The organism is Paenibacillus sp. oral taxon 786 str. D14, from assembly GCF_000159955.1.
Taxonomy (GTDB): domain Bacteria; phylum Bacillota; class Bacilli; order Paenibacillales; family Paenibacillaceae; genus Fontibacillus; species Fontibacillus phoenicis.
The window spans coordinates 95,562-113,783 of sequence record NZ_GG695973.1; the positions used below are offsets into that span (position 1 = coordinate 95,562).

General features: G+C 54.3%; 19 protein-coding genes. 1 reads left to right on the forward strand and 18 read right to left on the reverse strand.

The window, feature by feature from the left end:
• Window positions 1-104: 104 nt before the first annotated feature.
• Window positions 105-1,814: a ribonuclease J1 gene (gene rnjA, locus POTG_RS07260; protein ID WP_009224176.1), complete on the reverse strand. Its 1,710-nt coding sequence runs from the start codon at window positions 1,812-1,814 to the stop codon at window positions 105-107.
• A gap of 214 nt (window positions 1,815-2,028) precedes the next feature.
• Entirely contained in the window at window positions 2,029-3,393 is a 1,365-nt protein-coding gene (locus tag POTG_RS07265) for a hypothetical protein (protein WP_009224177.1), read from the reverse strand.
• 315 nt (window positions 3,394-3,708) lie between these two features.
• On the opposite strand from POTG_RS07265, the gene POTG_RS07270 reads away from it, so the two are divergent.
• Window positions 3,709-4,038 (forward strand): helix-turn-helix domain-containing protein, encoded by a 330-nt coding sequence (locus POTG_RS07270; RefSeq protein ID WP_028537439.1) that lies wholly within the window; start codon window positions 3,709-3,711, stop codon window positions 4,036-4,038.
• 51 nt (window positions 4,039-4,089) lie between these two features.
• Here the strand turns inward: POTG_RS07270 and POTG_RS07275 are convergent, their stop codons facing one another.
• The 16 genes from POTG_RS07275 to spoVAC all read right to left on the reverse strand — a co-directional run bounded on the left by POTG_RS07275 (window position 4,090) and on the right by spoVAC (window position 18,110).
• The gene (locus POTG_RS07275) at window positions 4,090-4,740 is read right to left on the reverse strand and encodes an SGNH/GDSL hydrolase family protein (RefSeq protein WP_009224179.1); all 651 of its coding nucleotides are present in this window, start codon (window positions 4,738-4,740) and stop codon (window positions 4,090-4,092) included.
• 293 nt (window positions 4,741-5,033) lie between these two features.
• Window positions 5,034-5,807: a class I SAM-dependent DNA methyltransferase gene (locus tag POTG_RS07280; protein ID WP_009224180.1), complete on the reverse strand. Its 774-nt coding sequence runs from the start codon at window positions 5,805-5,807 to the stop codon at window positions 5,034-5,036.
• Window positions 5,808-5,849: 42 nt separating this feature from the next.
• Window positions 5,850-6,767 (reverse strand): CvfB family protein, encoded by a 918-nt coding sequence (locus tag POTG_RS07285; RefSeq protein ID WP_036644626.1) that lies wholly within the window; start codon window positions 6,765-6,767, stop codon window positions 5,850-5,852.
• Entirely contained in the window at window positions 6,764-7,111 is a 348-nt protein-coding gene (gene rsfS, locus POTG_RS07290) for a ribosome silencing factor (protein ID WP_009224182.1), read from the reverse strand. The genes POTG_RS07285 and rsfS overlap by 4 nt, the downstream gene beginning before the upstream one ends.
• Window positions 7,112-7,699 (reverse strand): bis(5'-nucleosyl)-tetraphosphatase (symmetrical) YqeK, encoded by a 588-nt coding sequence (yqeK, locus tag POTG_RS07295; RefSeq protein WP_009224183.1) that lies wholly within the window; start codon window positions 7,697-7,699, stop codon window positions 7,112-7,114.
• A complete protein-coding gene (locus POTG_RS07300) occupies window positions 7,683-8,276 on the reverse strand; it encodes a nicotinate-nucleotide adenylyltransferase (RefSeq protein WP_036644628.1) in 594 nt (197 codons plus the stop codon). Before POTG_RS07300 ends, yqeK begins: the two co-directional genes overlap by 17 nt.
• Window positions 8,277-8,314: 38 nt before the next feature.
• The gene (yhbY, locus tag POTG_RS07305; RefSeq protein ID WP_009224185.1) at window positions 8,315-8,605 is read right to left on the reverse strand and encodes a ribosome assembly RNA-binding protein YhbY; all 291 of its coding nucleotides are present in this window, start codon (window positions 8,603-8,605) and stop codon (window positions 8,315-8,317) included.
• A gap of 45 nt (window positions 8,606-8,650) precedes the next feature.
• Window positions 8,651-9,556, reverse strand: coding sequence for a shikimate dehydrogenase (gene aroE / locus POTG_RS07310; RefSeq protein WP_009224186.1), 906 nt, complete (start codon window positions 9,554-9,556; stop codon window positions 8,651-8,653).
• A 292-nt stretch (window positions 9,557-9,848) separates the two neighbouring features.
• Window positions 9,849-10,976, reverse strand: coding sequence for a ribosome biogenesis GTPase YqeH (gene yqeH / locus POTG_RS07315; RefSeq protein WP_009224187.1), 1,128 nt, complete (start codon window positions 10,974-10,976; stop codon window positions 9,849-9,851).
• Window positions 10,973-11,500: a YqeG family HAD IIIA-type phosphatase gene (locus POTG_RS07320; protein WP_009224188.1), complete on the reverse strand. Its 528-nt coding sequence runs from the start codon at window positions 11,498-11,500 to the stop codon at window positions 10,973-10,975. The genes yqeH and POTG_RS07320 overlap by 4 nt, the downstream gene beginning before the upstream one ends.
• A gap of 136 nt (window positions 11,501-11,636) precedes the next feature.
• A complete protein-coding gene (locus tag POTG_RS07325; protein ID WP_009224189.1) occupies window positions 11,637-13,895 on the reverse strand; it encodes a DUF4129 domain-containing transglutaminase family protein in 2,259 nt (752 codons plus the stop codon).
• On the reverse strand, window positions 13,892-15,166 hold the full coding sequence (locus POTG_RS07330; RefSeq protein WP_009224190.1) for a DUF58 domain-containing protein: 1,275 nt from the start codon (window positions 15,164-15,166) through the stop codon (window positions 13,892-13,894). The genes POTG_RS07325 and POTG_RS07330 overlap by 4 nt, the downstream gene beginning before the upstream one ends.
• A gap of 3 nt (window positions 15,167-15,169) precedes the next feature.
• Window positions 15,170-16,126 (reverse strand): AAA family ATPase, encoded by a 957-nt coding sequence (locus POTG_RS07335; RefSeq protein ID WP_009224191.1) that lies wholly within the window; start codon window positions 16,124-16,126, stop codon window positions 15,170-15,172.
• Between the two features lie 104 nt (window positions 16,127-16,230).
• A complete protein-coding gene (spoVAE, locus tag POTG_RS07340) occupies window positions 16,231-16,581 on the reverse strand; it encodes a stage V sporulation protein AE (RefSeq protein ID WP_009224192.1) in 351 nt (116 codons plus the stop codon).
• Window positions 16,578-17,600, reverse strand: coding sequence for a stage V sporulation protein AD (spoVAD, locus tag POTG_RS07345; RefSeq protein WP_009224193.1), 1,023 nt, complete (start codon window positions 17,598-17,600; stop codon window positions 16,578-16,580). The genes spoVAE and spoVAD overlap by 4 nt, the downstream gene beginning before the upstream one ends.
• Before the next feature lie 3 nt (window positions 17,601-17,603).
• On the reverse strand, window positions 17,604-18,110 hold the full coding sequence (gene spoVAC / locus POTG_RS07350; RefSeq protein ID WP_009224194.1) for a stage V sporulation protein AC: 507 nt from the start codon (window positions 18,108-18,110) through the stop codon (window positions 17,604-17,606).
• Window positions 18,111-18,222 lie beyond the last annotated feature (112 nt).

Sequence of the window (18,222 nt, forward strand, 5' to 3'; positions counted from 1 at the left end):
CTCCTTTGCGGTCTCCTATATTTTTACACATTATACGGAACTCCGAACAACCGGTCAAATAAAAGAGAGGAGCCTCCCGTTATCGGGAAGCTCCCACTCTGATGCTAAACTTCCAAGATGGAAGGCATAATATGCGGCGTCCGGCCCACTTCTTTGGCAAAATACCGCCGAAGCTGCTGCTGCGTCGCTCGCAGCCAGGCGTTATGATCGTAAGGCTCCTTCTCGCCAAGGCGGTTCAAGTTCCGCTTCAGCATCGCCTCCGCCCGCCGCAGCAGCGGTCTGGCGTCCTGCATATAAACGAAGCCGCGCGAGACGATGTCCGGTCCGGCCAAAATTTGCCGCGTCTTGCGGTCGACCGTCATGACGACGATCACGATCCCTTCCTGGGCCAGCTCCATCCGCTCCAACAACAGGGTGTCTTCATGGGTAGGACGCATTTCCCCGTTACTGATGAGCACTTGCCCCGAAGGAATGGTGCGCCCGCGTTTCGCCCGGTTCCGGTACACCGACAACGTATCCCCGATGTTCATGATGAAGATGCGATCCTCAGGAATACCTGTTTGCAGCGCCAGATCACGATGGCTGAGCAGCATCCGGTACTCACCGTGGATCGGGATAAAATACTTAGGACGAATAAAGCTGAGCATCAGCTTCAGGTCCTCCCGGCAACCATGCCCGGACGTATGGATGTCGAAAATCGAGCCGTAAATGACGTTTGCGCCTGCCCGAAGCAGCAGGTCGATGCTGCGGTTGATATTTTGCGCGTTGCCAGGAATCGGCGAGGACGAGTAAATCACCGTATCCCCCGGATAAACCTGCACATTCCGATGTGCACCCGAAGCAATCCGGCTGAGCGCAGCGTTGGGTTCGCCTTGGCTGCCGGTGCAGACAATGAGGACCTGCTCCTCAGGGTAACGGTCGATGTGCTTCACATCGATCAGCATCCCTTCCGGAACGCGGATGTAGCCCAAATCCTGACCGATAGCGAACACTTTCTCCATACTGCGGCCGATGACCGCGATTTTGCGGTTTACGATCGCGGCCGCTTCCACCACTTGTTGAAGCCGATGCACGTTCGAGGCGAAGGTGGCAAATAAGATCCGCCCCCGGCAGCCGCGGAACGACTCCAGGATGGCGTCACCAACCCGACGCTCGGAAGGGGTAAAGCCTTCCTTCTCGCTGTTGGTGCTGTCGGCGAGCAACGCCAATACGCCTTCTCCCCCGACGCTGGCCATCTTAAACAGATCCGCCGGACGGTCCTCCGGGGTGAAATCGAATTTGAAATCGCCGGTATGAACGATCGATCCGTACGGGGTATCTACTACAATGCCAAAAGCATCGGGAATGCTGTGTGTCGTCCGGAAGAAATGCACAGCCAAATGCTTAAATGCATACCGGTCATTTTCATGGAACACATGCAGCTCCGCTTGCCCAAGCAACCGATGCTCCTCCAATTTGGCCTTCACCAAGCCAATCGTCAACGGGCCCCCATAAATAGGCAGCTGCAGTTGACGTAACACATACGGGATCGCACCGATATGATCCTCATGACCGTGGGTCAGGAAAAGCCCTTTCATTTTATGCTTGTTCTCAATCAGATAACTGATGTCCGGAATGATGCAATCAATGCCCGTCAAACGGGAATCCGGGAATTTAAGCCCCGCGTCAATCAAAATGATTTCGTCTCTGAACTCGATGCCATACATATTTTTTCCGATTTCCCCGATCCCGCCGAGTGAAAAGATCCGGACAGGTGGAGGTGACGGCTTCGAACGCCGATTTGTCTTAACTGATTTAGTTGCTGCTACATTCATTAGGTCGATAATCCTCTCTGAAGAGTTCGTTCAATGGGTTCATAAGAATTATACTGAATTATGAGCACAATAACTATTTAATTTTTACAATTCTCCACTGAACCAGATGAATTTACTGCAGAACCTTCACGAAAAGAGGAATTTTGCATAAAAAAGGAAGACAAAAGAGCCGTGCATCAACGCCGGCTCCTTTGGCAGTGGCTCCATCAACGGATTATACACTTTTCTTTAACTTGCTGATTAATTCCTCATATGTATCGATGACTTGCGGCGTTGCAAAGTTCCTGTATCGTTCGAATAGCTCTACATATTTAACCATGACAGCTCGGTGAGAATTGTTTAATTGATTGAACTGTTCCAAGCTTTTAAGTAAGTAACGAAACCCCTCCGGGTACTTACCTCGGCGGAGATCATAGTCGGCTAATTCGATATAAAGTTGGGAGATCCGATCAAGAATAAACTGCGGGCTGTACATTCCCGTAGTCAAGGGCTGATGATCTAAAGCAGCCAAATCTTCTTTAAACCGTTCAAGGATATGTTCAATCGAGAAGTCATGCCGATTGGCGTTTTTAACCAGATTGAAGATCATGAGGATCTTGTCCGATTGTCTGTTTTCGGAGTAGGTGACATATTCATCGAGTACCGTAATATCTCCGGAGGAAAGCCGGGTTATAAGAGCGTTTGCATAGGCCCATTCACGAAACAGGTTCCGCCAATGTAACGTTTCCGGATCGTTTTCCCGCACCCAACTTAGATCATGATAGCGTTGGATATAAAGTAAGGCTTGGTCATATTCCCCCCGCAAATTATGTACACTCCCAAGCAGCAAATAGGAATACGCCAAATAGTAAAACAAAGGTCTAGTTGTCTTTCGTTGCAAGATCTTTCGCTTCTGTTCCGAAAAGTAATACACTTTGGCCTTGTGCTCCAATCGTTGAGCAATACTCTCCACCCTATCCCATCGGTTTAAGGCACGATAGGTATTGGCCAGATCCCTTAACGCATCGAGTTGACTCGCTTCATCCAGTCGCTCAATATACGGTTCGAACTGGATCGCTGACTGATAGTTTTGATCCTGATTCGTCCCTTGACCGATCAGGAATAAACGATATTGGCAAAGGGCCAACCGTTCGGAGTGCTGCTTGCGCTCGGTCATCGCCACATTTTCGTATAAGATCCCCGCTGCTTCATATTCGCCCTTCTCGTACAATTCTTCGGCCAAATCAAATAAAAGTTGAGCATAAAGCGGGTTGTCCAGCAATAATCCAACGATTTCCCGAATGCGATCAAACTGGCCCAACTCCGCGCAGTTATGAATTAGTGGTTTTACTCTTCGCCAATCCGGATCCTTCTCGTGCAGATACTCGCTGATATAAGTCTTATAGAAATGGCCTCTCGGAAATCCCAGCACCATGGTGATCCGTTCTAATTGATCTACAGCCAGCGGACGGTTTCCGTTCAGAATGGAGCTTAACGTCCCTGGGTTCAGTTCAAACTGCTTGGCCAATTGAGTGAGATTTAGCTGGTGTCGCACCATATATTCTTCTATTGCAGCGACAATAGTGGCACGCGGTTTCAAAGGAATCCCCCTCTATTTTGCAAAAAAAACTATTCATCCATGATTTTAGGGGATTATGTCTAATTCGAATAAAATGGAAATATCTGCAACCCTGATTTGTTCAAAAAGACCACTCCTCACAACCTTCAATATGAAAAAATCAACCATCCCAAAGGAATGGTTCAACTTTCTATTTTCAAAATAATATTCCACTTGAATTTTGTCAATAATATGCAATAAAGAACTTATGAATTCTTTTTGATAAAATATTGAACTTTGAATACTCTGCAGTTTGCCCCTCCGCTTGGACTAAACTTAATACGAGAGGTGGCCTCTATGGATGTAGCAAAGCAGGTCGGAAAAAATGTCAGATACTATCGCAAGCTCAAAGGGCTTACGCAGGAACAACTGGCCGAGTCGACGGAAACGTACGGTTCCTACATCGGACGGTTGGAACGCGGGGAGCAAAACGTTCAGCTCGAAACGCTGCATAAAATTGCGGATGCCCTGCAGATCAGCGTATATGCTCTATTTCGCAATCCAGGGTACGACGAGCTCCAGGACCAAACTTGGATTTGGCAGATCGTGCAGCTGCTGCAGGAACAGCCGGCCGAGGAACAAGCGCGTGCGTACCGTGTGCTGAAGGAAATGTTTCGTCAAAAATAAAAGGGTTTAAAACGGAATCGATCCGCTTTAAACCCTTTATTTATGTTCGTCTTAGTCCCACAATCCGCTGCGCTCCACGACCTCCAGCCACCGTTTGGCGATGACATCGTGGCCTGCAGCCGTCGGATGGACGCCGTCCCAGATCCAGTAAGCGGCCTCGGCTTTTTCCGTCGCCGCATCAAACGCATCCTGCAAAGGAACATGCACCGTACCAAACTCTTCAGCCAATTGACGAACGGTATCCTGGTACCGTTTGATCAGGCGCTCCCATTCGGTCCATTTTTCCGCCGTAGCTCCGGTTTTCAAAATAAACGGCTCGCATAACACCAGCTTGGTGTTCGGCAATACTTCCTTCGTCTCCTCCAGCAAGTGACGATACGCCCGTTCGAAACGATCCGTTGCCCCGCTAGGTTCGCCGCTCATTTGCCGCCAGGCGTCGTTAACGCCGATCAGCAGACTAATCACGTCCGGCTTCAGACTGATCGCATCCTCGTTCCATCTTGCGTAAAGGTCGGAGACCCGATCCCCGCTCACGCCCCGGTTAATGAATTTTGGCTGCAAATGCGCGTATTCATGACCTAGCTTCGCGGCGATGATGTAGGCATAGCTGTGGCCCAAAATATGATTCAAATCCGTGCCGCGATCCCGATTTCCGTCTGTAATGGAATCCCCCTGAAACAATACGGTCAACTGCTTTTTCATGCGTTTCCCCTCTTTCCTTCCATAGATCTCCGTTTCCCATTATAGCTTTGAGAGACAGCGATCCTCCATGGAGAAATTAGTGCAAAAATACAGTTTTCTTCGCGAACTTCAGCCTTTTTTCGATAAATCCCTGCAAAACTGCAGTTGTTTTAGACGGAAAACGTCAAACCCCGAATTGGATAAAAAATTCCTGCACTTTTGCATTTATTTTGCGATTTATACGGAAAATCCCCAAAAAAACGGCACTTTTGCAGGGACTTGCACTTGGGGCCCTGATTTGCACTCGGGGCCGTCTACTTCACCGCCACAAAAAAGAGCCGGGCCGCCTCATCCACCGCCTCGACCCACTCGAAATCAGCATAGATGTAGACCTCGCGGAAGCCGCAGCGCAGCAGCTCGCTTTTCATCCATGCCGGGTCGTACGCCCGCTGGATATGCGTCTCTTCGAACCGGCGGTACAATTCCGGTCCCTGCTCCTCTTCCCGGGCGAAGATCGTCAGATGATGCTCGATTTCGTTGCGATGCGCGTTTCGCTCGCAAGTCCAGATATACGACACACTCGGCTCGTCCCAAACAAACGGCTGCTCTTCCTCGTACCGGATCAACGTGTGGGGATGGTGCACATCAAACAGGAACGTCCCTCCGGGCTCCAGCCCTTCGTAGGTCCGGCGGAAGGTCCGAATGATGTCTTCTTCTTCCAGCAAATAGTTCAAGCAATCGCAAAAAGAAATGACGGCGTCGACCGGCTCCGGCACGGACCACTCCGTCATATCCTGCTGCACCCAGCGCACGCTGCCCTCGCGGAGTAACCGGGCGCCTTGGGGCGTGGTTTCCATTTTGCGGCGGGCCACCGCCAGCATGTCGGCGGACAAATCGATGCCGATTACCTCGAACCCGGCATTCACCAACGGAATTGTAATGCTGCCGGTCCCACAACCGAGATCCACGACCGTCTTTGGCATTCCGTACCGTTCCCAAGCCGTGCGGGCAAACCGGATCCAGTCCGGGTAAGGCATGTCCTCCATCAATTCGTCGTACACGTAAGCAAATTTCCGATAAGATGCCATGGGCTTGCTTGTCACCGCCTTCTGTCTAGTTGCTGCTGTTGCTTAAGCTTCCGGCTGCCCGTGATCGTCCGTGCCGGCAGCTGGAGACTGCACCAAATAGGTCCAGTTCTCTTTCTGGACAACCTTACCTTCCTTCATCAGCTTGCCAAGCGCCCGCTTGAACGCGGACTTGCTGATGGCAAACCGCTGCTTGATCAGGTCCGGCGGCGTCGCGTCGGAATACGGCATGCTTCCGCCCGGACGACTCTCCAAATACGCGAGAATGCGCTCCGCATCCTGGCCCATGCCGATTTCCTTGCGCGGCGCCATCGACAGGTTCACGCGCCCGTCCTCACGGATATGGGCCACCCGCACCTGGACGCGCTCGCCCAGGCGCAGCAAGCGGCTGCGTTCCGAGGCGTGGATCAAGCCAATCGCCCCGAACCCCAGCACGCCGCCTTGGACGACCACAAACGTCCCCATTTGCAGCGGCTTGTAGACGATGGCATCGAGCCATTGGTTTTTCCACGAGGTTGGAGCATGGAAAGCAAGGGGAGCCAGATCCTGCTCGCCAGCCAGCTTCGCTTTGAGACGGCCCTGCTTGTCGTGCTCCATGATGACGTACACCTGGTCGCCCACCTGCGGATGAAGCTCCTTCATCTCGGGCAGCTCACGGATTGGCAGCAGCAGCTGACGGCCCAGCCCCATCTCCAGGAAGCAGCCGAGCCGCGGATGCACGTCAGCCACCTCAAGCAGCGCCAGCTCGCCTAGCGTGAGATACGGCTTCTTCATCGTGGCCGCCAAACGGTCCTCCGTATCGTAGAACAGAAACACCTCCACCGTTTCCCCCGGCTTCACCTGGCGTGTCAGCTCGGAGTAATGGAGCAGCACATCTTGCCCGCCTGCACTTAGAAAATACCCGTACGGCGATACCTCGCGATCGATCGGTAAAGAGACGATGGTTCCCGCGATCAGGCTCATACCGTCTCCACGACCTTGGCATCCGACCAAAGCCGCTCAATATTGTAATATTCGCGCTCATCGCGATGGAACACGTGCACGACAACGTCCCCCAGATCCATCAGCACCCAGCGGGCGGAATCCAAGCCTTCGATGCCTCGAATATTGGCGCCAACCTCATGCGCTCTTTTGCGAATCTCGGTGGCAATCGCCTGCACCTGCGTATCCGAGTTCCCGTGGCAGATCACAAAATAGTCCGCAATCAAGGAAATCCCTTTCAAGTCTAGCGCCACGATGTTCATTGCTTTTTTATCGTCTGCAGCCTGCACCGCCAAGTTCATCAATTCATTGGAACTAATCGCCATTCATTCAGCCTCCTTAGATTTTTGTCGGTTTACGATCAAATCGTTACGTGCTAATACCGTCAAAGGAAAGATCGGCTTCCCCTTCTCCAGTAAAAAAGATATCGTCGAGTCAAAGCCCGCGATCAGCGCATCCTCCAAACTTGTTTCCGCCAGCTCGCGAATCCTCTCCACGCCCGGGAACTCGCGCCCCGGCTCGATGTAATCTGCCAGACATACGATTTTGTCCAGCAGCGTCATGCCAACCCGGCCGGAGGTGTGGTAACGGATCGCGTCCAGCACCTCTTCATCCTCTATCCCGTAATCCCGCCTGGAGATGAATGCCCCGACCTCAGCATGCAGCAGCTGCTTGTCGTGATTCAGCAGCTCGGCGTTTAAACCGTTGTCGCGGATGACCGCTTCCTGCTCCTCAATCGGCCAAAACTTGGCCAAGTCATGCAGCAGAGCGGCTAAATCCGCTTTGACCGGATCGGCTCCATACCTCTTGGCCAGAATGACCGCGCTCTCCATCACGCCTTCAACATGCTTCCAGCGTTTGGCGGGCATCCCCGCCGAAACGGAGGCGATCAGTTCTTCACGGCTGTAACCCATACAATCCGCTCCTTGTCATATATTCATACACGGCATCCGGTACCATATATCTGACCGAACGTCCGGCGGATAAGCGGCTGCGGATCAGGCTCGAGGAAATATCAACAAGCGGCATCTCCGCAAGCTGCACCGCCTCCTGAATAAACGGAGGCAGCGCGTCCAGTTCCAGAAAGCTTCCGGGGCGCTGCAGCCCGATAAACGAAATCATCCCGGCCAAATCCTCAATCCCTTCCCATTTCGGAAGGTAATTCACCATATCGGCCCCGATAATAAAATAAAACTCCAGATCGGGATGCAGTGCACGCAGCTCCCGGATCGTATCCACCGTGTAGGACACGCCGCCGCGGCGCAGCTCGATATCCAGCGGCTTAAAGGCGGGATTGCTGTCTATCGCCGCCTCGACCATCTCCAGCCGCTGCTGGCCGCTCACGCCTGCCTGATGCTTATGCGGAGGGATATGGGAGGGCATGAACCAAACCTCTTCCAGATGGTATTGTTCTCTGGCCGCCTCCGCCGCCAACAGATGGCCGAGGTGTATCGGGTCAAACGCCCCGCCCATAATTCCGACTTTTTTCATGTTGCGTTGCCTCCAATAACCTTTGAATGCAGCTCGTTTCAAGGCAGCTCGATTTGCTTATATTCACGAGACTCCTTATATAAAATAATCGTCCGGCCGATCAGCTGTACCAGCTCAGCGCCGGCGCCTTGCGCCAGCTCCTCGGCGATTTCCTGCGGATCGTCCAGATTATTGTTCAGTACAGAGATTTTGATGAGCTCCCGGCGCTCCAGCGCTTCCGAGATTTGCTTAATCATATGCTCGTTGGTGCCGCCTTTGCCAACTTGAAAAATCGGCTGCAGCCCATGCGCTAAACTGCGCAGGTAACGTTTTTGTTTTCCTGTTAACATGTCGTATTCAAGACCCCTTAACATTCAATTATGCGACAACTTGCGTTATTGATTCATGCTCTCCAAGACCGCTGCCCGCATCGCACCCACCGGCGCAATCAGGCCAGTCCAACGCTCAAACGCGTAAGCGCCCTGGTAAATGAACATCCCCAGCCCGCTGTGAATCGTGCAGCCTTTCGCCTCAGCTTGCACCAGCAGCTCGGTCTTTAGCGGATTGTAGATCAGATCGCTGACCACGATCCCCTCCGGGATGAGCCGCGCATCCAACGGACAATCGCTCACGTGCGGATGCATGCCAACGGAGGTGGTGTTAATGATGAGGTCCACTTCCGGCAGCACCTCAGCCAGCTCATCCATGCCGCAGCCGGTTAAGCTGCCGAGCCCGGACCATTCGGCGGCCAGCTCCTGCGCTTTCTCCCCGGTGCGGTTGGCGATTGTCACCCGCCCCGGCTCCTCCTGCAGCAGCGCGTACACAATGCCCCGGGCTGCGCCGCCGCAGCCCAGCACCAGCACGCGTTTGCCCTTCAGCTCAGGGGCAGCCTCCTCCTTCAGCGAGCGGATATACCCGATACCATCGGTGTTGTACCCGGTGAGCACGCCGTCGTCGTTCACGATCGTGTTCACCGCCCCGATCAGCCGCGCGCTTTCGTCGATGTGGTCCAAGTAGTTCATCACTTCCACCTTATGCGGAACCGTGACATTGATGCCTCGGAACCCCAACGCGCGAATGCCCCGGATTGCTTCCTCCAACCGGTTCCCTTTGACGTGGAACGGCAGGTAAGCACCAGTAAGCCCGCACGCCTGCAAGGCAGCGGTGTGCATCACCGGCGATTTGGAATGCTGAATCGGATCGCCGATGACGCCGAGCAGCAGCGGTTGCCTAGCGCTTCCGTAGTCCCTTGCCTGTGTCTCTCCCCATTTTTCGTGATTCGCCTGCTCTCGCTCTCCCATCGGTTCTCCTCCCGCTCGCCGGATTTTCCGAATAATAAAGGTCCAAATGGGCCTTATTTACTCTAAAGTCCGTTTCTACTCAAAAATAGCGGTAAATTATGGCCTTATTCCACCTGAAAAACGCCGCAATCGCCCCTACTTCGGGCCACGCTCCAAAAATAACACCCATAATGACCGCTATTTTGCTCAATCCTTGCGTTTTCCATCAAATAGCGCCTTTTTTTACCCTTATCTGTGCTGCATGGCAAGACGCTAGCCAGCAAGGCCAGCCAGCGTCCACACCATCAAACCCTTAAATCAACGACGGCCGAACGAGCACCTTCACGCCTTTAGGCACATGCATCGCGACGACCGCACCCGCATCGTTGTTAATTTTGATCCAGCCTAAGCCGGAAATAAACACATCGCTCCGGCTGCCCTTCGGAATCCGGAATTCATGGCGCGTCCATTCCGGCAACGCTTCAATATGCTCCTTGCTCGGCGGTGACAGTAATTCCCCGGCATGTTCCGTGAACAACTCATCCGCCCGGGCAAGCTTCGTACGGTGAATCGGCACCCGGATGTTGACGAAACAAGTGAACGACTGGCGCTCCCCTTGAATGAAATCAAACCGGCCAAAGCCGCCAAAAAAGAGCGTCTGTCCCTCATTCAGCTGGTATACCGCCGGCTTAAGCGGCTTGTCCGGCATGATGACGCCCAAATCGGATGGGGCTACCAGCTCGCTGTAGCGGGACGGATACACAATCCCCGGCGTATCAATGATCGCCCGGCCGTCATCCAGCGGGATGTGCACCATGTCGAGCGTCGTGCCTGGATAACGCGAAACGGTCAACTCCTGATCCAGATCGCTGTAATCCCGAATCAACCGGTTGATCAGCGTTGATTTGCCAACATTCGTTGCGCCAACGACATACACGTCTCGATCGCCGCGCCGTGCCGCCACCGCATCCAGCAGCCGGTCGAAGCCGCTGTTTTGCTTGGCGCTGCACAGAACGACGTCTTCGATCTTCAGCCCCAAGTCCTTGGCTTCCTTCTGCACCCAGTTACGGACTTTGTTCCAGTTCGTTACTTTCGGCAGCAGGTCGGTCTTGTTTACCGCCAGCAGCACCGGATTGTTCCCAACAAACCGCTGCAAGCCAGTAATCACGCTGCCATGAAAATCGAACAGATCCACGATATGAATGACCAACGCTTCCTTACTGCCGATCTGCGACAGCAACCGCAGGAACTCGTCCTGCTCCACCGTAACGGATGAAGATTCATTATAGTTCTTGATCCGGAAACAGCGTTGGCATATCACCGGTTCTTTCGATAAAGCTTGCTCCGGGACGTACCCCGGCTTACTTGAATCCTGCGTTTGCAGCACAGCACCGCACCCGCTGCAACGAAGAGCGCCTTCTGCGCCCCGTACTTCCGTCATCTCCTCTTGTCCTCCTCGAGCCATAATCCAACCTTGCCCAGCCGCCGCTTCACGATTCGTTCCAGCATGCGATTAATTTTCGTGCCGAACCTTTCATCCTGAACGGAAATCGGGAGCACGAGCACAGTAAACAACCCTTGCCGGTTCCCGCCAAAGACGTCGGTCATCATTTGGTCGCCTACCACGATCGTCTCCTTCGGGCCAAGCCCCATCATTTCCATCGCTCGGTGAAAAGCTGCGCCGGACGGTTTTCTGGCTGCGTGCACAAACTCAATATTTAACGGGTTGGCGAATACCGACACCCGATCCAAATTATTGTTTGACACAATCACGAGTTTAAACCCGCATTTCTTCACTTTCTCAAACCATTCGATCAGTTCGGGAGTGGCCAGCGGCGCTTTGGCTCCGACCAGGGTGTTGTCGAGGTCGGTGATGATACCGCGGTAGCCTTGGGCATAGAGTCCTTCCAGATCGATATCGAATACGCTGTCCACGCGCATATTCGGTATAAACTTCTCAAACAAATACGTTCACCTCGGTTTCATACGACAAACTATACCATATTATTCCCCCGACATGCTTCTATTTTAAAAAAGAAAACGCCTCCCGCGCAAGCACGGGGGCGTTAACGTTGACAGAGTATATAAGTTTACGATCGGATCATTGACCAAGGGACCGTTTAGGGCCAGGCGGCCAAGCCTGCCTCCAACCGTGACCGCCAACCAATTTGGTTGCCTTTCGCGACAGCTCCCGCGCGGTGCGCCAATCGGCGGCAGCCGGACTCGGGCTGTACATCGCCTGCTCGTATAAGAGCAGCAACGGATCCAGCGCCTCCGCGAGCTGCGGTCGTTCAAGCTTCCAGCGCCCAAACGCTTCCCGCAGCGTTTCCTGGTCGCCGCGGGTGAAGCCTCTTCGCCGCATCCGTCTGACGAGTCGCAGCGTTTCGTAAATCGTCTTCTCCCCCGGCGTCAGCGGGCGGCCCAGCCGCAGCCGGAGCCAGAGGAAATACAACTCCGAGCGCAGTTGATATAAAGTCCAAAGCAATAAGACACTGACGGCCGAAACGAAAATCCGTTGCATGACCACCGGATCCAGCTTGGAGAAGAAGCTTTCTTCGGCTGCAACCACTTCCGTATCGGTGTTCGTATCCACCGTAAGCGTATCTTCGCTCTCCTCCGGCGCCTCCATAATCGGAGAGACGAAGCCCGGCGTCGCCTCAAACGGAATCCAGCCGTAATCGCCGAAATACAATTCCGCCCAAGAGTGGGCATCCGCATTGCTCACATTGTACGCTCGGCCCAGCTCCGGGTTGCGCATCATCATCTCGTCGCTTGGCTGACTGCCGGGAGCGTACCCTTTAACCCAACGTGCGGGGATGCCCAGCGAGCGGGCCATCACAACCATCGCCGTCGAATAGTAGTCGCAGTACCCCTGCCGGATTTCAAACAGGAAGCTGTCGACGAAATCGTCGCTGCGTCTGCGGGTCAAATCCGGCTTGTTCGTATATTCGTAGTTTTGCCGAAGGTATTGCTGCAACAAATCCATTTTCGCGTAGGGTGTCTCGCCTTCTGCGGTAATTTCCTCGGCCAGGTCTTTCACCCGCTGCGGCAGGTTGCTGGGGAGTTGCAAATATTCCTCCGGCGCACCTTCCGGATACAACGCATCGTAACTGACCTGCTCCAACTCCTTCAGTGGGATCAGCGGAATATTGGCAACCACCTTATATTTCCGCGGATAATCCGGCAAATCCCCGGGATCGCGGTAGCCGTTCCAGAACAGCTCCGCCTGTTTGCCGGCCCAGCGCATATCCGCCTGCTGGCGTTCGTCCAGCAATTCGATGCTTTCGATGGCATAACCGCCGAACAAGACCGGGTACACCTTATCGGTACTCATCGTCACGATCTGTTCTACCCGCATCGTTTCCACCTTGCCCGGCTGATCGTGCATGAGCGGGTCGGCGTCCGGTCCGCCGCGATAACGTTCCGTATCCCGGCCTTCCTGCTCCAGGTCAGCCCATCCCTTCCCTGAGTAGATGCGCCGGGTTTCACCGCGCCAATAAGATCTCACCGGCGTTTCAATGGACATAACCGGGCTGTAGCTGAATTCGAATCCGTCGCCTAGCGTTTTGTCATCGCGGCTGTAGCCGGAGACGACCTCCTCTTGTACGGCAGACGGGCTATCCCCCAACGCGCTGGTCAGGGCTGAGGGACCGCCGCCGCCTCCCCCGCTGCGCTTGATCCAAGCCGTATACGGATCGGTCAGCGTAGGCGACACCGACGGCATGCTGATTCCGATCAGCAGCACGCAGGCAAAGACGATAAAGATGTTCACGGCGATCTTAAACGGGCTTTGCCGCAACCGTTGCCAGCCATGCGGATATTTCCGGCGATACTCGTAGAAATGAGCGCTCACCAGCCAGCCGAGACCGGCGAATACAATCCAGGCTACGTTTTGCCATAAATAATAACGTGTAAAAGAGTCCAAAATCGTAAACGCAACCAGATGGACGGCCAAAAACGCCAAAATTCTCAGACGAGTCACGACCAGCCGCAGCGCCGCCTCAAGCAGCACCCAGGCGATTAAGGAAAACCAGATATACGGCGTAAAGGTTAACGCCATGCCGCGAATCTGATCGGGAAAAAACGGGCCAAACGGAACGTAAACCCCGTAACTGGTCAGGATGAACCTCCAAATCAACAGCAGCGCGATGATCTTGATCGTCCATTTCCACGCCGCCTGCACCGGAAGCAGCCATTCAATCAGAGCCATCATAATGATTGTGACCGTCACCAAAGTGGTCGTGACCGAAAACCACAGCGGCTCCGTAAAATCAATCCATTGCATGGCAATGATCACGATCCACAACAGGGTTAAGCTCTGATAAGACTTCGGAAGCTGAGAATTTGCCGTAAGTTTCACAGCTTCGCACCCCCCATCGCTGCGGGAAGCTCGCGCAGAGAGGAGACGTAAATGCCGCGAAGTCCCCGCTCCTGCAGGGTCGCCTGCCATGCGGAACGTTTAACGGTTTGATATGTGTTAGGCGCGCCTGCGGCCACAGCCTCATCCCCGATTTGGATATGATACGGGATCATCTGCCGCGATTTGGCTAACCTAAGCATAGCCAGCACCTTGTCGTCCGCCAGCGGACTGATTAGGATAAAGAACGCGCCCGGCTGAAACAAATCCGGCTTCGCTTCTAAGCGATCCTTGTAGTTGCCGAATCCGTCCGCATCGATATCTACGAGATGGTGCAGCATCTGCTGCCGCTCCAGATAACCTTCCGCCGGCGGGAAGTAACGGAGGGTCTTGCCCATGGTGCACAGCCCCATGCTGATCCGTTCTCTAGCCCCAAATTCCAGCAGCGACGCGGCCGTCGATACGGCCAATTCGAACTGCGGAGGGCGGAAATATCCGCTCGTATGGGCGTCCAGCACCAGAACCATTTTCGGCAGCGATTCATGCTCGAACTCCTTGGACTTCCAGGTCCCCGTCTTCGCGGTAGCGCTCCAATGAATCCGCGAAATCCGATCCCCGTACACATAATCGCGCACCCCGTTGATTTGAGTCGATTCCCGGCGCGACAGTGCAACGGCCGTCTCCGGACCGGCAAGACGCGAATTGCGGCTGTACAGCTCCCAGTGCGGAATAAACGCCGTTCGGGGAAGGATGCGAAACTCCCCGCCAGTCTGAAAGACGCTGGTATGCTCCATGAGACCAAAAATATCCTCAGCACTGCAATTCGTACCGGCAAATGCGTATTTCCCGCGCTCGAGGGGCGGCGTTTTGTACACCAGCTCGGATCGGGAGCTGAAATAAGGCACAATGCTGTCCTCGAACATCCAGCTGTCCCCGTTATGGCGCCGCAGCGTTTCCCTGACGACGATGTAAGGCAGCGGCAAAAATGCCGGAAGCTGCAGCTGCAGCTTCACCACCACCTGATCCCCGGCTTGAAGCAACCCGCCCCGTTCTCCAGAGAGCGAAAGCGTCCGCGAGCCCGTGATCCGTTTGACGCCGCCAAACCCTCCAATCGCCCAGTAGAAGCTCAGCACCGAAACCATCATAAATAACATCAGCGAGGTTTTCCCGCCTTGAAACAAGACATACAACAGGCAGACCAGCCAAACGGACGCCACCCTCCAGAACTTCCGGGAGGTGAGGCCCGCTTTAACGCCTTCAACCAGCGCGCGCATCGGTTACCGTCCTATGGCGACCGGTACGTGGACCTGCCGGAGAATTTGCTGCAGCACCTCGCTGACGTTCCGGTGCCCCAGGCGGGACTCGGGACGCAGCAGAATCCGGTGCTCCAGCACGAATGGCGCGAGCGTCTTAATATCGTCGGGCAGAACATAATCCCGCTCCTCCAGGAAAGCATAGGCCTTGGCTGCGGCCATAAAGGCGAGCGAAGCGCGCGGCGACGCGCCCAGCAACACTTCTTCATGCTCCCGTGTCCGGCGAACGATCTCCAGCAAGTAATCGGCAAGCGGTTCGCTGATATGCACGCGCTGAACCTCACGTTGGATGGCGGCAATCTCCTCCATCGTTGTAACCGATTCCAACTGATCTGCCGGCTGGCCTTGACTATGGGAGCGCAGCATCGCTTTCTCCGTGTCGGCGTCGGGATAACCGATCCCAATTTTCATCATAAAGCGGTCCAACTGAGCTTCCGGCAGCAGATAAGTGCCTTCAAAGTCAATCGGATTCTGCGTAGCGCAGAGCATAAAAGGATGAGGAAGCGGGTAGGTCACGCCATCGGCAGTGACGCTTCGCTCCTCCATGACTTCCAGCAAGGCGGATTGCGTCTTTGTGGTTGCCCGGTTGATTTCATCCGCCAGCAAAATATGCGTCATCACCGGACCTGGCCGGAATACGAAACGTTCTTCATGAGGATGGAAAACCGATACCCCCGTAATGTCGCTGGGCAAAATATCTGGATTACATTGTATCCGCCGGTAGTCTCCGCTCATCGACTTGGCCAGCGCCTTCACGAGCTGCGTCTTACCTGTACCGGGTACGTCCTCGATTAACACATGGCCGCCGGCCAGCAGCGCCGAAAGCAGCAGCTTGATTTCAAAAGACTTTCCTAAAATACACGACTCCAGGTTGTTCTTTACGGCGTTCAAAGTTTGCATCGATTGCTCATGTACGGGCACGCATTTTCCCTCCCAAATAAGACCTGTATATATCTACCTATTTTACATGAAGATAGATAGGGAGTACACTGTTCCCGCAAAAAGCAATGCGTTTTCCAAAAATTTTAACCTTTTGGCCGGGCAACAAGTGCCGCAAGGAAGGAGAAAATGATCGCCGCCGAGATCCCCGCACTAGTCACGTCGAAGATCCCGGTAATAACCCCGATCCAGCCGTCCCGCTGCAGTTCGGTTAATGCCCCGTGCACCAGCGAGTTGCCGAAGCTTGTAATCGGTACGGAAGCTCCCGCTCCGGCGAACTTCACCAGCGGGTCATACCAGCCAATCGCATCCATCACTGCACCGGCGACGACCAGCGAACTCATTGTGTGCGCCGGGGTGAGCTTTAGCACGTCAAACATCAGTTGGCCGATAACACAGATCAATCCGCCAACGACAAATGCCCAAAAAAATATCATTTTTCGTTAACCTCCTGTTCCAGGGCAACCGCGTGCGCGATGCAGGGAATGCTCTCGCCTTGCTGATAGGACAGCGGAGACAAGAGGGCACCCGTAGCAACGACCAGCACCCGGCCTATTTCCCGGTTCTTTAATTTTCTTAGAATGTGGCCATAGGTGACGACGGCGGAACAGCCGCAGCCGCTGCCTCCGGCATTCACATACGTTTGTTTGTTACGGTCATAAATCATCAATCCGCAATCGTCAAATTTCGTTTTGTCCATCGAGACGCCGTCTTTTTCAAGTAAATCCTTGGCGATGGCATGTCCCACCGAAGCTAAGTCTCCGGTGACGATCAAATCATAATCCTCGGGCCCCCGGCCCGTATCGCGGAAGTGGGAAACCAGCGTATCCACAGCGGCCGGCGCCATGGCCGCTCCCATGTTAAACGGATCCTTAACACCGAGATCCTGGATCCGGCCGATCGTGGCATGGGTAATGCGCGGACCGCTCCCCTCCTTCGATACAACCGCACAGCCTGCGCCCGTAATCGTATATTGGGCGGTGGCCGGTTTTTGCGATCCGTATTCGGTTGGATAGCGGAACTGCTTCTCCACAGTACAGTTATGGCTGGCCGTACCGGCCATCACATATTTTGCCCCGCCGGCGTCAGCCAGAAATGCGGCTAAGGCAAGACTCTCCATGGAGGTCGAGCAGGCACCGAACACCCCAAGATACGGAGCCGCAATCGTCCGGGCCGCAAACGTCGCGGTAATAATCTGGTTCATCAAATCGCCGCCGATGAAGAAGGACAGGTCCTCGCGATTGATGCCGGCATGGACCAAGGCAAGGGACCCAGCGTGCTCCAACAGCTTGCGCTCCGCTCTTTCCCACGTCTTCTCGTCAATCTCCAAATTGTCGTAGACGAAATCAAACGTGTGGGACAACGGCCCCTCCCCTTCTTCAGGCCCTACAACGGTCGCCGCTCCGATAACGGCCGGCTTGGAGCGAAATTCCCAGGTTTGCGCGCCGATCAGCATCGGTTAATGCACTCCTCCCAGGCCGAAAATCACATGAATCACGCCTACGATAAAAGCGGCCACAACGCCAAACACGATCACCGAACCCGCCAGCTTAAACATATTGGCCCCGACGCCAAGGACAAGCCCCTCCGCTCGGGATTCAATGGCCGAGGAGCACATGGAGTTGGCGAACCCCGTCACAGGTACAGCCGTACCGGCCCCGGCCCATTGGGCGATTTTGTCGTAAACGCCAAACGAGGTGAGCACGATGGAGATAAGAATCAGGATCGCGACCGTAGGACTCGCTGCTTCCCGCGCGGACATGTCGGCAAAAGTCATAAACAGCTGCTGGATACATTGGCCAATAAAGCAGATGAACCCGCCGACCAGAAACGCCCTCAGGCAGTTGCGCAAAATGTTTGTTTTCGGCTTATGCTGGTCGGCAACCTGCTGATACTCTTCCTCCGTCAGCAGCAGGTTGTTCAACTTCACCCGAGCTCCCGGCTTGTTTTTCGCTTTTGCAGGCAAACGGCATTCCTCCTTATTTTCCTAACTTGCACGGTATACTCATTATTTGTCATCCTGCGGCTTGTTATGTTTGGAAAATGATCCATGGAATCCGGCACCAGAAAGCGAGCTT